Annotated in this window: 15 protein-coding genes; all 15 read left to right on the top strand. The window is 51.7% G+C overall.

The window, feature by feature from the left end:
• The first annotated feature begins 27 nt into the window (after positions 1–27).
• Positions 28–624 carry a DUF2857 domain-containing protein gene (locus OGV50_RS13480; RefSeq protein WP_000077899.1) on the top strand — a complete coding sequence of 199 codons (597 nt, stop codon included), beginning with the start codon at positions 28–30 and terminating at the stop codon, positions 622–624.
• The gene (locus OGV50_RS13485; protein ID WP_001178480.1) at positions 624–854 is read left to right on the top strand and encodes a ParE family toxin-like protein; all 231 of its coding nucleotides are present in this window, start codon (positions 624–626) and stop codon (positions 852–854) included. The genes OGV50_RS13480 and OGV50_RS13485 overlap by 1 nt, the downstream gene beginning before the upstream one ends.
• A 78-nt stretch (positions 855–932) precedes the next feature.
• Positions 933–2,165: an STY4528 family pathogenicity island replication protein gene (locus tag OGV50_RS13490; RefSeq protein WP_115615225.1), complete on the top strand. Its 1,233-nt coding sequence runs from the start codon at positions 933–935 to the stop codon at positions 2,163–2,165.
• Positions 2,166–2,506: 341 nt separating this feature from the next.
• On the top strand, positions 2,507–3,229 hold the full coding sequence (locus tag OGV50_RS13495; protein WP_046497081.1) for a PFL_4669 family integrating conjugative element protein: 723 nt from the start codon (positions 2,507–2,509) through the stop codon (positions 3,227–3,229).
• Between the two features lie 13 nt (positions 3,230–3,242).
• On the top strand, positions 3,243–5,252 hold the full coding sequence (locus OGV50_RS13500; protein WP_046497084.1) for a DNA topoisomerase III: 2,010 nt from the start codon (positions 3,243–3,245) through the stop codon (positions 5,250–5,252).
• Positions 5,253–5,880: 628 nt separating this feature from the next.
• Positions 5,881–6,372 (top strand): STY4534 family ICE replication protein, encoded by a 492-nt coding sequence (locus OGV50_RS13505; RefSeq protein ID WP_032676551.1) that lies wholly within the window; start codon positions 5,881–5,883, stop codon positions 6,370–6,372.
• Between the two features lie 72 nt (positions 6,373–6,444).
• Positions 6,445–6,648: a hypothetical protein gene (locus tag OGV50_RS13510; RefSeq protein WP_032676552.1), complete on the top strand. Its 204-nt coding sequence runs from the start codon at positions 6,445–6,447 to the stop codon at positions 6,646–6,648.
• Between the two features lie 17 nt (positions 6,649–6,665).
• Positions 6,666–7,214 carry a single-stranded DNA-binding protein gene (locus OGV50_RS13515; RefSeq protein WP_032676553.1) on the top strand — a complete coding sequence of 183 codons (549 nt, stop codon included), beginning with the start codon at positions 6,666–6,668 and terminating at the stop codon, positions 7,212–7,214.
• 78 nt (positions 7,215–7,292) lie between these two features.
• A complete protein-coding gene (locus OGV50_RS13520; protein ID WP_046497089.1) occupies positions 7,293–7,535 on the top strand; it encodes a DUF4160 domain-containing protein in 243 nt (80 codons plus the stop codon).
• Positions 7,519–7,767, top strand: coding sequence for a DUF2442 domain-containing protein (locus OGV50_RS13525; RefSeq protein WP_000155614.1), 249 nt, complete (start codon positions 7,519–7,521; stop codon positions 7,765–7,767). Before OGV50_RS13520 ends, OGV50_RS13525 begins: the two co-directional genes overlap by 17 nt.
• Before the next feature lie 266 nt (positions 7,768–8,033).
• Positions 8,034–9,383: a PFGI-1 class ICE element type IV pilus protein PilL2 gene (pilL2, locus tag OGV50_RS13530; RefSeq protein ID WP_046497092.1), complete on the top strand. Its 1,350-nt coding sequence runs from the start codon at positions 8,034–8,036 to the stop codon at positions 9,381–9,383.
• 1 nt (position 9,384) lies between these two features.
• Positions 9,385–9,828: a type IV pilus biogenesis protein PilM gene (gene pilM, locus OGV50_RS13535; RefSeq protein ID WP_046497095.1), complete on the top strand. Its 444-nt coding sequence runs from the start codon at positions 9,385–9,387 to the stop codon at positions 9,826–9,828.
• Positions 9,829–9,847: 19 nt separating this feature from the next.
• A complete protein-coding gene (gene pilN / locus OGV50_RS13540) occupies positions 9,848–11,521 on the top strand; it encodes a PilN family type IVB pilus formation outer membrane protein (RefSeq protein WP_046497099.1) in 1,674 nt (557 codons plus the stop codon).
• A 3-nt stretch (positions 11,522–11,524) separates the two neighbouring features.
• Positions 11,525–12,805 carry a type 4b pilus protein PilO2 gene (gene pilO2 / locus OGV50_RS13545; RefSeq protein ID WP_181899699.1) on the top strand — a complete coding sequence of 427 codons (1,281 nt, stop codon included), beginning with the start codon at positions 11,525–11,527 and terminating at the stop codon, positions 12,803–12,805.
• Positions 12,792–13,289: a type IV pilus biogenesis protein PilP gene (gene pilP / locus OGV50_RS13550; protein ID WP_001252747.1), complete on the top strand. Its 498-nt coding sequence runs from the start codon at positions 12,792–12,794 to the stop codon at positions 13,287–13,289. Before pilO2 ends, pilP begins: the two co-directional genes overlap by 14 nt.
• Positions 13,290–13,291 lie beyond the last annotated feature (2 nt).

The following is a 13,291-nucleotide window of genomic DNA, read 5'->3' on the forward strand; positions in this document are numbered from 1 at the left end:
CGATCAGATGATATCAGGAGGGGCCCTATGAGCCAGCACAACCTTTCACAGGCCACCACGGCCATCCTTTCATCACTGCTGATGGATGTTAAAAACGGCAATATTCGCCGCTGTGAGTCGCTGGGAATGTCACTCGAGGAGATACGCGCACTGAGTCAGTTGAGCCTTGATGAGCTGCATTATTTGAGCCAGTCACACGTTTCTGTGCTTGATGTTAGCCTGAATCACGAAAATTTTTGGCTGATGCTCAACCAGGCACGTAATGAGCAGAAACGAATGCTGATGATAGACCGGGCGCTTGAGCTTGGCGGTTCAATGGAACTGATTGATAAATACTTCGGCCTGTCTCCATCAGAGGTTAGCGCACGGCGTCGTCTGATGGGGATAGAGTCTCGCCAGGGCCGCACACAGTCTCTGACGGAGCCACAGGATTCGGCACTATGGATCGAGTGGAAGGCTGCCGGGCTATCATCCCCGGACTCTCATCAGGCTCTGGAAGCGATGATGCTTGCCGCTGAGCAGCATGGCCTGTCACTGACCGCAGTCTGGAGCAGGGTCTGCCAGTGGTGCCGGGAGACAACTCCATCCCGCAAGAGTGAATCACAACAGCGCAAGGAAGCATGATGCAGATGACCGACTTTTCTTCACGTCAGTACGTTTCCCCCTCGGTTCGTCGCAGGGCGCAACGGCTGTTCAGCGCAGTGTGCTGCGGTGAGAAGGTGTTCCGTCGGTTGACGATGAACGGCTATCTCAAGATAGATGTTGGGCCGTTCTGGCGCATCCTCAGTAAGGATGGAGGTAAACACTGGTGGCTTATGGATCATGAGACCTATAACCGTGAAATACGGCGGTAACGGAATGCCGCTGCTGACCGTACAGTGCCGGGTTTGTCCCGGCATTGTGCTGTCTCAGGTTGAAGAGGAGAGCAGAAAATGACCATTCCGGCAGACAGCATAGTTGCTCATACACTGTCCAGGATGCAGCGTAGTCTCGAACGGCGTACAGACACTGGTGATGTCGGTCAGGAGCGCAGCGGGCTTCTTTTTATGGGAAATGTACATGATGCGTTTCCCCGACAGCTGTTTCTGGATACCCGTCTTTCGCCACTGGATAAAACCGCCTGGGTGATGATCCGGTTGTATGCACAGCAGAATGAAGGTGCTGTTTTCCCGACTTATGATGAGCTCCAGGTTCAACTGGCGTCGGCACATTCAGAGAAGGCCTCCAGAGATACGGTCAGCCGCGTTCTGCTGATGCTGCGTCTTACAGGCTGGCTCAGCCTGTGTAAGCGTGTTCGCGACGACCATGGTCGTGTGCGGGGCAATATCTATGCACAGCATGATGAGCCGCTGGGCTACCGTGATGCTGAGACTTTTGATCCGGGCTGGCTGACCCTTGTTGAAGAGAGTTGCCTGAGCAGGAATAAAGCCGTCCGTATGACGGCGCTGGCTGTAGTCAATGACATCCTTCATGATCCGGGAATGCGCCACCGTCACAGCCGCTTGGCCATTATTGAGAGCCGGCTAAGTGCACCTGCCACACCAGAACAAATGGCTCGTCAGCGACAGGCTGTGCAACCGAGTCCGAAATCAGGACTCAGTAAAAAACGCATAAAAAACAGCCCGAATTCACTGAGTCCGGAAAACGGACTCAGTTCCCTTAAACCTGATAATTCACAGAATCCGGAAAATGGACTCAGTAAAAAATCAAGGACTTACGCCGGAGTCCGAAATTCGGACTGTAACGTACGTTCTTTCACACACAGTGTGAATAAAAAAACGTACGTACCGTGTGGTGAGCAATTCCTGCCAGATGATTTTCTGAACGCTCTGAACAGTGAAGACAGGCAGATGCTGAGTACGCAGATGGCTTCGCTTCCGGAGACAATGGCAAAGGCCCTTGCTGACATGCTGCGTGAGCAACAGGCCCTTGGAAGGCTCAACAATCCGGTGGGCTGGATGTTCTCTATGCTTCGCAGGGCGCGAAGTGGTGAGCTGAAAATTTCAGAGGATACGGAGACTGCCAGTTCTGGTGGAACAATTTCCCACCCGGTTGAATCACGTACTGTACCCACAGCCAACGTCCCTGTTCAACCTGCGAAACGCCCGTCTCAGGGGCAGGTAAGGGCTATGATTGCGGCTATTCGGCAACAGGTCCAGAAATGATTATGGCATCAAAAATCTGTTTTTGATTAAAAAGTGAGCTTGCTGCGGGGCGCAGCAAGTACAAAAAATGAGCAGAACTACTGGGCGCAATAGTGGTTAAAAAATGACCTTGTTGCGGGGCGCAACAAGTACAAAAAAGAATCAGGTTTCGATGTGTTGTGGTTGGGGTCTTGCGGGAAAGTATTGCTGTTGGTTAAAAAACGAGCTTGCTGCGGGGCGCAGCAAGTACAAATTTTAACCAACTTACAATTTCGTTCTTGGAATTATGAGTTTCGCGTTGTTGGAGATACCGGTGTTTCAGGACTATGCCTGCTCATCTTAACTGAGCACAGGTGACAACGATGGCAGAAAAAAATGAGAAAAGAACTGGTGCGCTGCAGTCTGAAATGACGATCGCACTGCATACGAATTACGCAATCGGGCTATGGCAGGGGCGTCAGCCTGAAAAACAGGACGGTGAAAAGCCTGCAAGGCATGGAATTATCGGTATGCCTCAGTTTTTCCACCGTGCGACTCTGATTAACCAGGATTCCCTGCGAAATAATCCATGGGCTGATGTTGCTATGTTTAACCTGGAAGAAAAGATCAAGGTTGCATCAGATTCTATGACTGCTTTGATACAGCAACTTGATGCTGAGATGTCAATGTTGCCGCCTGGTATTACATTGACAGAAGTTGCATCTGTTGAGCCACTCGATATCCAGGTATTTACACGAACCCCTCTGGGTTACAGGTGTGTGTTTCTGTTAGTAGGATTCGATCAGTTTGCGAAAAAGGCACTACAAGCATCGCATTATGGATTAATTACACGTTCTCGCCGTGATCATCATCTTAGCGAAGGTGGCAGATTAATTCGTCAGATCTATGGCTCTGTTTTATCTTATCGCCGTATTGATGCTACCCGGTTTGATGCTGTGGAAAACAACGAAACATGGAAACAAGCATGCGAGGTGGCGGGAGAGCCAGATTTGTCTGTTCTTCTTGGTGAAAAGCGCTCAGCTTTCTCACCGCCGGTTAATGAATCGAGCGTAAACCTGCTTCGTATGCGATATCGGGCTGCCTGACCGGGGAACCACCATGCGGTTGTTTATCTGCGAAAAGCCATCACAGGGGCGAGATCTTGCGAATGTTTTGGGTGCCACCCGACGTGGCGACGGTTTTCTAACTGGCCCTGGCGTCACTGTTACCTGGGCAGTAGGGCATTTGCTGGAGACCGCACCGCCTGAAGCATACGGTCAACAGTATGGCAAACCATGGTCGCTCTCTGCTCTGCCGATCCTGCCTTCCCCATGGCAGGTGGTGGTAAAAAAGGAGACGCAGTCTCAGTTCAAGGTTATTGAGCGGCTGCTGCGCCAGGTCGATGATGTGGTTATCTCCACTGATGCGGACCGGGAAGGAGAAGTAATTGCCCGTGAATTGCTGGAATACTGCCGCTGGGACGGTCCTGTACAGCGGCTTTGGCTTTCTGCCCTTGATGAAATGAGCATCCGTGCAGCTCTCCAGGATCTGCGACCGGGTGCCGAAACTCTTGGAATGTATCATGCGGGACTTGGTCGCGCTCGTGCCGACTGGCTCATTGGAATGAATCTGTCCCGTCTGTATACACTGCTTGCAGTACAGTCAGGATTCGACTGTGTGATTTCTGTCGGGCGGGTGCAGACTCCCACCCTGGCACTGGTTGTCCGGCGTGATCGGGAGATAGCGACATTCGTCCCAAAACCTTTCTGGCAGGTTAAGGCGCTTCTGAGTGCGGGAGGGAGAACTTTTCCGGCGCAATGGGTACCTGCAAAGGTTTATACCGACGAAGAAAAACGCTGTGTACACCAAAATATAGCGCAGCAGGTAGCGCATCTTTGCCGGCAGGCTGGAGCAGCGACCGTAACAGAATGTGAGACGAAGCGTGAAAAAGCGGCAGCGCCGCTGGCTTTTTCGCTCGGCACTTTACAACAGGCCTGTGGCCTGCTCTGGGATATGTCACCCCAGCAGGTGCTTGACACTGCACAGAGCCTCTATGAGAAACACAAGGCAACCACTTATCCACGAACTGATTGTGGATACCTTCCTGAGTCTATGCGTGAGGAAATCCCCTCGGTTCTTTCCGCTATTGGTCTGTCTGATCCAGAGTGTAGTTCTCTTCTTTCAGGTCTAAATACTTCGTTTGTTTCGCGTATATGGAACGACAAAAAAATCACAGCTCACCATGGCATTATCCCTACCCGAAACGCGTTTAAGTTTTCTGCGTTAAGTGAGGCAGAGCGAAGGGTATACACCCTTATCCGCCGAAATTATCTGGCACAATTTCTTCCCCTGCACGAATCTGATATTACTCGTCTGCAGTTTGACATTGGCGGGCAACTGTTCCGCACAACAGGAAGGACGGAGATTGTAATGGGCTGGAAGGTCCTGTTCAGTAAGGAGGAAGAGGATAGTGCAGGGGATGATGATCTCAGTATTGAACTTCCTCCTCTCAGGAAGGGTGACCGTTGCGGAGTAAACGGTGCAGAGGTCGTGCAGCAAATGACTCGTCCGCCGGCTCACTATACTTTCGCAACACTCATCGGCGCTATGATGAACGCGTCAGCGTTTGTTACCGATATTGCTCTTCGTAAGGTACTGAAGGACAACGCCGGATTAGGCACGGAAGCCACCCGCGCTGGTATCGTTGAGCAACTGCTGAACCGCAGATTTATTGTGCGTAAAGGTAAGCAGCTTCGCGCGACTGATCTTGGTGCTGATGTCATTGATGCTCTGCCCTCGCAGTTAACCGACCCCGGAATGACTGCACTTTGGGAACAGGCTCTGGATGAAGTAGCAGAAGGACGCCTTACCCTGAATGATTTTTTGCAGCGACAGGTCGGATGGACCCGTAACCTTGTCAGCATGGGAGGACAGCAGCGGGTGAGCATTAGAATACCACCCACACCATCGTGCCCTTTATGTGGGGGGAAAACTCGCCTAAAAAAAGGACAGAAAGGAGAGTTTTGGGGGTGTACTCGTTATCCTGATTGCAAAGGAATCATCAACAACGACACCCAGAAACGTAAAAGCGCGCGTAGCTCTAAGGCTGTAAAACCAAAGAATAATTAATTCCTTGTCTCTCATTGCGGGGACAGGATGCCTTTGCTATTGTTGCGACGGCTCTGAAGCCGCACCTCGTGACTGCGGGTCCTGTGAGCATCAAATGCAGTGCTTGCAGGATACAGTCTTGTTGGCCGCGTCCACACCTGAACGTGAGTCAAAAAGGCACAAAACTCCGTGAAACCGTGCCGGGTCCTGAACACACCCCCGGAGCAACTGCGTAAGCAGGTCAACATCAGGTCTAATGGTGCAGACCTCACAGGCGGTGCCGAAAGGTGCCGCTTTTTTTATTTTTTGGCATTGATGATTTTTTACGCACACCGGCGTTGACATCTGCTGCGTCTGAATAAATGATAAAGAGGCTAATCGTTGTCATCGACAACTGCCAATGCCCTGGTGATTTGAGAAGGGCGCCTTCGGGTAATCACATGCCAATGCCACATAAAACCTGAGAGTGGCGCCTTCGGGTGGTAAACCTGTTTAACCTCTGAGAACAGGTACTCCTGGCGAGTTGAGGTCCATTTCACAAATACAGCCAGTCGGCAATAATTTGCTGACTTCCCTGCGGGAAACGTTATCCCGCAAGGGATAGATGTTTCTCCGCTACCAGTTTAGTTTTTACTCCGGAGATAACATCATGACTGCTACTACAACTGCATCTTCTTCCACCACCTCTTCCTCTGCCAGCCAGAAAAAAGAGTATTTCAATCTTAACGTAAGCGGTATCGGCTACCTGAGCTCGATTCGTCGTGTACAGGGCCAAAACGGTGAATTTACCTGCGCTGTCATTAATGCCCTGACTGGTCCTACCGACAATGCGTCATACACTCGTTTCGATGTCACTGTTGCGGGCCCAGAGGCTACAAAACTCATCAACCGCTGCCAGAAGGCCGTGGATGAAGAGGAAAAAGTATTGCTGGGGTTTGTGCTGAGCGGCCTGAAAGCTGACGTGTTTACCCTTCAGTCGGGTGAACATTCCGGTGAATCCAGACCTTCTCTGAAGGCTCGCCTGATTAAGGTCGAGTTCATTAAGAAAGGCCAGGAAGTCGTTTACACAGCGCCAAATGCATCTCAAACCCCGGAACAAGGTTCTGCGGCTCCTAAAGACTACGATCCGAACTCGTTTTAATTCTTTTTTCTTACATCCGGTAAATCTCTTTCGGGAGATTTACCTCTCTCGATAACGTAACGGAGCTCTCGCATGGGAAATCCATTCGGTTTACTGGCTTCAGAAGCTGGGTATCAATTACAGATCCAGGTTCTGTCCAGTCAGCGCGGTTTTTATATCGGAACCGCGAACGAAATGGGACCCGTGTCCCGTGAGTCAGTCGAATACTACAAAACCAGTCTGCAGGCCGATATTGCTCTTGAAAAAGGGGAATGGACGCAGCGTGAATATGATTAGGTACAGGAGATTACATCATGGCAAGTCGCGGAATTAACAAAGTTATTCTCGTTGGCCATCTCGGTCAGGACCCCGAAGTACGTTATATGCCCAATAGCACAGCTGTTACAGGGTTCAGTATTGCAACGTCGGAGTCATGGCGTGATAAACAAAGCGGTGAAATGAAGGAAAACACTGAGTGGCATCGCGTTGTGTTGTTTGGCAAACTCGCCGAAATAGCCGGTGAATATCTGAAAAAAGGTTCACAGGTATACATTGAAGGCCATCTGCGGACCCGCAAATGGACTGATAACGGCGGGGTTGAACGCTGGACAACAGAAGTTGTGGTTGGTGTGAACGGTACGATGCAGATGCTGGGTAGTCGTAATGCTCCAGCAGGTACCGGTAATGCTCAGCAGCCTGGGTCGGCGCAAGGAGGTTGGGGGCAGCCTCAGCAGCCTCAGCCTCAGCAGTCAGCTGCGCCACACAATCCTGCTAATGAACCTCCGATGGATTTTGATGATGACATACCGTTTCTGGGGCATGGTTATGGGATCTGCCGAAAAGCGATCTACGCCATTTCCTGATTGGATTTTACAGAGGCGCCAGTTTGACTGGCGCTTTTTTATTCAAGATAATCATGGCAGGAGCGGGGTACTTTTTTAATGCCAGTTATACTGAGAATTAACGGATTCAAATTTTTCTTTTACTCGAACGAGGGAAATCCTCTAGAACCCGCTCATATTCATGTCCGTAACGCTGATGGTGAAGCGAAATTCTGGCTTGAAAATGAAGTTAAACTGAGCAGGAACGATGGCTTCGATGCCCGGACTCTTAAAGAGTTGACTAAGATGGTTCAACATAACCAGACGATGTTTGTGGAGGCCTGGAATGACTATTTCAGCTAAAAATGTACGATTTGATGAGACCACCATGTGGGTCGAATTAAACGATGGCAGGGTGATGGGCGTACCAATCGCCTGGTTTCCTCGTCTGCTGAATGCCACAGACAAAGAACGTAATGACTATGAACTGAGTAAACGTGGTATTCACTGGGATAATCTCGATGAGGATATCTCAGTCGATGGCTTGCTCGCTGGCCGTGGTGACGTGACCCATGTTCCACATCGCGTAGCCTGATAATCATAAAGTCGCAGACTAAGGCGCCGGATTTTCCGGCGCTTTTCTTTTTAAGGTATTGCCAACTGGCTGGATAAATCGGTCTCGTGTAGCTCCTTTCCCTGCGCCCGAATACGGTGATAACCCTTGAAACTGGATATCCTGGTCTTTCGCGGTTGCCCCACCGAGGAAATTTTCTTCAGTTCGCAGTAATAGTTTTGCATTGTCCGAAAAGGCATCCCCGCCAGAATATCCGACTTGTTTCGGACAACTCCTGGGGATTCCTGATGGTAAAAATAAACCTGCAGACACGTTATCGGCTTGGGGCCATCACGCTTTGTCTGCTTGCCGCTGGCTGCACAGACTTTAGTTCTCGCTCTGAACCCATGAGCAGGCTTCAGGGCTCTCCCCGTGTTCAGGATCTTTATCAAAACCGTTCCCCTGAAGTTGTTCGATACGATCGTTACATACTTGCGAGTACGCGACCTGTAGATGCTCAGCGTGACCCACTGAATCAGATTATCGATATCAGGATGCCTTTGCAGATGGTGAATACCATTGGGGAAGGTATGCGATACGTGATGCTTGAATCAGGTTATTCACTGTGTTCAGGCGAACCGGGTGTATTCTCTGAATTGTTCGTTAAACCATTACCGGCTGTGCAGCGTTCAATAGGACCTGTGAAGCTTGGAGATGCTTTACAAATCCTCGCCGGGCCTGCCTGGCGTATGCGCGTAGATGACCTGAATCGAGAAATTTGTTTTGTTCTGCGTGATGAATATCGACATCTTGCCCTCTCAACAACAGGTCCCTTGCAGGCGAGTGTAGCAAGTCATGGAACAGGGAAATCTGCTTCTACAGGCACACTACTTAACAGTTCTAAGGGACTTTCTGGTACTGGAAATAATAGCTATCCGTTGCCTCCGGCTCGGCCAGAAAGTTCCATTTTGTCACCAGGGACACCAAAAGTTACCTCTCAAGCTGTTTCCCCTTTATCTGTTGCAACGACAGCAAAAACACCTCGTAACCCGTTCTCTGCCAGCGAGCCTGGGGAAAAATCTACGGTTCCGGTGCAGAAAACACAGGCAGGTCCCGCAGCTAAGTTAACATCTGGCAAGGTAAAACCATCAACAGAGTTGGCTCCTGCGCCTGCGCCGTCAGCATTGTCAGTTGCGTCAACACCTCTGAATAAAGCTGCACTTGGTGTGCCTTTAACTCCATCTGGTGCAGTGAAACCAGGTGGAACGGTTCAGAACAGTAATCCACCGTCCACTGTCATCTCTCCTACTGCTCCGGTCAGCGGAAAAACTGTTTTCACTCCGGGAGCATTGCTTTCCTCGTTACCAGACGGACAGGCCTGGACCGCGCAGGCAGGCACTACGTTAAAAGAGACTCTGATCCAATGGGCTACATCGGTTCGCTGTGAGAGTGGCAGTAGTCCTACCTGGGTAGTTATCTGGCCAACGCCTGTGAACTACCGCATCGATGTACCATTTACGCTGCGCGGTAATTTCGAGTCGATTATCGTGCAGCTGTTTAGGTTATATCGCCCTGCAGAAAAACCCCTCTATGCAGCACCAAATCGTCTTCAGTGCCTGGTATTCGTGGACGATAAGCCGATTCAGGACGGGAAATGATATGGGATATGCGCTGCCAGTTTTCGCGCTTTGTCTTGTCATCATCTTGATAGCCGGTGATGCACAGCACCACTCATCAGAGCATGTACGGCTTGCGCTGCAGCAGACTCAGCCTGAACAGCTTGCAGCAGACATGCTTCGGACTGCTGATGTCGTAAATAATTGGCGTCACGGGCGGTCCATAACAGATGGCCCCGTATCAACCGCACTGACTGGAATGCTGCCGTTACCAGACAGTCGCATCAAAAGCATTATTCAGAACGGTCGCCTGTGGATCTGGGTACCTGAAACAGACGGTGTTTATGCCGCGTTGCGCGCCCGCTCAGTGACTTCTGCGCTTGCCCTGACCGTAAGCGGCGGTCATCTGCGGATGGCGGATGGCACTGATATGAACCTGTCTCTGCCGTCCGGTGTGACGGAAGGCAGCATTGTTTATCTTAACTAACAGAATCAGGGAGCTGCGGATGCCGCGTATACCTTTCTGCCTGACAGTACTTACCGCTGCGTTTGTGCTGTCATCATGTTCGCTGAATGAAATCAGCAAAATAGACAAGGAAGCCGTTGGGCAGGCCGATACGGCTCAGCGAGTGTTGCAGAGTCGTCAGTCCATATCACAACCAACTGTTGTCTGGATGGATAAGCCCTGGGTAAACCTGCAGCCAGTCACGCCGGTGGTCTCCACTCCGGACGAAAAGAATCTGCCTCCCTGTCAGATAACGATTAATCGTCCTGACGGCATTTCACTGCCTGAGCTGGGACAGCGCATCACTGCGCTATGTGGTATACGAGTCTCCATCACACCAGATGCATTTGCTGCGCTGAGCAACGTGAGTACCGGCAGCGTGGTAACTTCTCAGATGAGTGGTCAACTGCCGGCGCCGGATGACAATGGTCGGGTTCCCCTGGCACAGATGGGGGCTACGTCAGCTCAGCCCGTCTCCGTTCAGCCATCACCGGCGCTCATGCGTGGCCTTAAATTCCAGGGAGATGTTCGTGATCTGCTCGATGTCGAAGCCAGCGGGTACGGGCTGTCATGGCGCAGTGACGGAAACGGAGTTTATTTTTATCGACAGGATACCCGCACTTTTCAGCTCGTTATCCTGAATACGAAAGTAAACAGTAGCGCATCAATTAACTCCGGCTCTGGCAATCAGCTGGGCAGCGGTGGCGGCACATCGGGGGGGACGAGCGGAGACATTAGCTCTAATCAGAAGACCGATTATGGCATGAACAGCGACCTGTACGACGACATTCGTAAAACCATCGAGCAGATGCTGACGCCAAAATCTGGTCGTTTCTGGCTTTCAGCAGCTACTGGCACGTTGAGTGTTACTGACACACCGGACGTTCTGGATCGTATTGGTCGTTACATTGAGTATCAGAATAAGGTTCTAAGCAGGCAGGTCCAGCTCAACATACAGATTGTCAGCGTCAACCAGACGCGTAATGAGCAACTGGGTCTTGACTGGGGGCTCGTATACAAATCCCTGCACAATTTTGGCGCCACTCTGACCGGTTCAATGGCCAATGCTTCGACTTCAGCAGGCAGTGCCGGCATTTCGATTCTCGACACGGCAACAGGCAATGCCGCCAAATTTTCCGGCTCCAGCCTGCTGATTAAAGCGCTTTCCGAGCAGGGCAACGTCAGCATGGCGCTGAACCAGACCGACCCAACAGCAAATCTGACGCCGGTAGCTTATCAGCTCTCAAACCAACAGGGCGTTCTGACAAGTTCCAGTTCAACTGCAACAGCTAACGTCGGGGTTACTTCCTCACAGACCGTAACCACAATCACCACCGGTTTGTTCATGACCATGCTGCCGTTCATCCAGGAAAACGGTGACGTGCAACTGCAGTTCGCTTTTAGCTATACCAGTCCACCGCAGATAGAGAAATTTATCAGTAGGGACGGGAATACCCGTAACGATATACCGAATACCTCGACACAGGGGCTGGCACGTAAAGTTAACCTGCGCTCAGGCCAGACACTGGTATTAACCGGATCTGAGCAACAGAACCTTTCTGCAAACAAGCAGGGAACATTCACACCCGACAACTTTATCCTGGGCGGTGGCCAGAACGGTACGCGCGGTCGTAACACGCTCGTGATTATGATCACCCCTGTTCTGCTGAGGTAATCCATGTCATCAAAGAAAAAATCTTCACTCCGTAGCGGCATTCGAGTCACCCACCACCGTCGCGACTGGATGGCAGGACTTCATTGGGAGCAGCAGCGGAGCGCACTGTTAACGCGATTCCGGGGAAAAGCCTCACCTGACACGCATGTAGTAGTTGCCGGCAGGCGTAACGCATCAATGATGGGGGTCGTTTCCCCCGGGCGTGTGCGACGGAGCCCTTACTCTCTTGCAGTAGCATTCCTGCTGTCTGAAGGGGGAAATACATGGGGGATATACCGTCTCAGCCACAACGAAGATCTCTGGGTTTTCTTTGCAGCCAGCGGTGGGCAACTTTCTGTCATGGGTGATGTGACCGGTTCACGCGCGAAGATAGAATCAGCAGCAGAAAACTTCCTGCGTTTTAACGATGCTGATACACCGGGTCTGCGCTGTGCTGCAACCGCAGATGATAATTGTGATGCAACCTCGCTCACTGACAGGCTGAACCGTTCGCAACTGAAGCGTTGCCGCCTGGGTAAGCGCCTGACGACGATGTCTCTCATTATGCCTGCTGCGCTTATTACACTCGTGGCAGCAGCAGGAATTTACTGGTACGACGACGTTCAGCAAAAAGCGGAACAGGCTGCTGCAATGGCAGAGTTTCGCGCCCGAATGGCGATGTCTGCTGATAAGCCAGCTGCGCCAGCCCGAGCGCCGCATCCGTGGGCCTCTCAGCCACCAGTTTCGCTTTTACTTGGTAATTGCTGGCTGACACGCGAACCACTTTTCGCCTCGGTGGCTGGCTGGCGCTTTACGGACGGTGAATGTGTCCCTGAAGGCCTGCGCTTGCGTTACCTCGCCACACCTGGTGCGACGGTGGAGGATTTCTCCCACCGCGCAAGGGTGCTTCTTGGGCATTCTGCTGTTTTCAACCTTCAGGAAGGAGGTAAAAACGGCGACGTATTCATTCCCTTCCGGAAATACAGCGTAAGTGAGTATACCGACGAGGCCTTGCCTGGCGCGGATGCCCAACTGATACGTTTCATTTCGCACCTGCAGCGCCGCAACCTGGAAGTCAAGTTCAGTGAAGTGAAACCGCCAGCGGTCGCGCCAGGACAAGAGAAAACCATGCCCGTACAGGACTGGCGCGAATTCACTTTTACTGTCAGCTCGCGTTTGCAGCCTGAACGTCTGCTGCAGGATTTTGATGCGACCGGGCTCCGCCTGAACAGCGTGTCAATCACCATGAGCCCGCAGGGGCAGTTCGACTACACCATGAAGGGGAGCATTTATGCGCAGAATTAATCCCGCGGGAACGGGCCTGCTGCTGTCCGCTCTGTTCTGCGGGCAGGCAGTGGCAACCGTAACCAGTGATGCGCTTCCGCCGAACGTTACGCTTGGCGAACTTGAAGCAGCTCAGGCGCGCAACCTCATTCTGGAGCAGAAAGTGCAGACGGCGCGTCTGGAGCAGCAGCTGCGTGAAAGCCAGTCCGGACAGAGTACTGACAGGAATTATCTGTCTACTGCCGCCCAGCCTGCCATGCCGCTTATGGCGCAGCCAGCTCCTTCACAACAGACTGCCAGTGCAGTCGGTGAAAAGCGGACCGGTGGTGTGCGCCTTCAGGAGATTTACGGCCGTGGCTCGCAGTTGCGTGCACGCATTGTTCTGCCGGATGGCGGAGTCACAGAAGTAGCAAAAGGCGATCAGCTTCCCGGAACCTCAAAGCGGGTCACGGAGGTTACCTCCACGATCGTACGCCTCAGCGACAATTCTGAACTTTCATTTTGAGG

The sequence above is a fragment of the Citrobacter sp. CK180 genome (genome assembly GCF_030333655.1).
GTDB classification, from domain to species: Bacteria; Pseudomonadota; Gammaproteobacteria; order Enterobacterales; family Enterobacteriaceae; genus Citrobacter_B; species Citrobacter_B koseri.

Coding starts and splice junctions, on each gene's coding strand:
- pilN (WP_046497099.1), top strand. CDS start 9,848: ATGCCGCGTATACCTTTCTGCCTGACAGTACTTACCGCTGCGTTTGTG.
- OGV50_RS13495 (WP_046497081.1), top strand. CDS start 2,507: ATGGCAGAAAAAAATGAGAAAAGAACTGGTGCGCTGCAGTCTGAAATG.
- OGV50_RS13525 (WP_000155614.1), top strand. CDS start 7,519: ATGACTATTTCAGCTAAAAATGTACGATTTGATGAGACCACCATGTGG.
- OGV50_RS13490 (WP_115615225.1), top strand. CDS start 933: ATGACCATTCCGGCAGACAGCATAGTTGCTCATACACTGTCCAGGATG.
- OGV50_RS13480 (WP_000077899.1), top strand. CDS start 28: ATGAGCCAGCACAACCTTTCACAGGCCACCACGGCCATCCTTTCATCA.
- pilP (WP_001252747.1), top strand. CDS start 12,792: ATGCGCAGAATTAATCCCGCGGGAACGGGCCTGCTGCTGTCCGCTCTG.
- OGV50_RS13510 (WP_032676552.1), top strand. CDS start 6,445: ATGGGAAATCCATTCGGTTTACTGGCTTCAGAAGCTGGGTATCAATTA.
- OGV50_RS13500 (WP_046497084.1), top strand. CDS start 3,243: ATGCGGTTGTTTATCTGCGAAAAGCCATCACAGGGGCGAGATCTTGCG.
- OGV50_RS13515 (WP_032676553.1), top strand. CDS start 6,666: ATGGCAAGTCGCGGAATTAACAAAGTTATTCTCGTTGGCCATCTCGGT.
- pilM (WP_046497095.1), top strand. CDS start 9,385: ATGGGATATGCGCTGCCAGTTTTCGCGCTTTGTCTTGTCATCATCTTG.
- pilO2 (WP_181899699.1), top strand. CDS start 11,525: ATGTCATCAAAGAAAAAATCTTCACTCCGTAGCGGCATTCGAGTCACC.
- OGV50_RS13505 (WP_032676551.1), top strand. CDS start 5,881: ATGACTGCTACTACAACTGCATCTTCTTCCACCACCTCTTCCTCTGCC.
- OGV50_RS13520 (WP_046497089.1), top strand. CDS start 7,293: ATGCCAGTTATACTGAGAATTAACGGATTCAAATTTTTCTTTTACTCG.
- OGV50_RS13485 (WP_001178480.1), top strand. CDS start 624: ATGCAGATGACCGACTTTTCTTCACGTCAGTACGTTTCCCCCTCGGTT.
- pilL2 (WP_046497092.1), top strand. CDS start 8,034: ATGGTAAAAATAAACCTGCAGACACGTTATCGGCTTGGGGCCATCACG.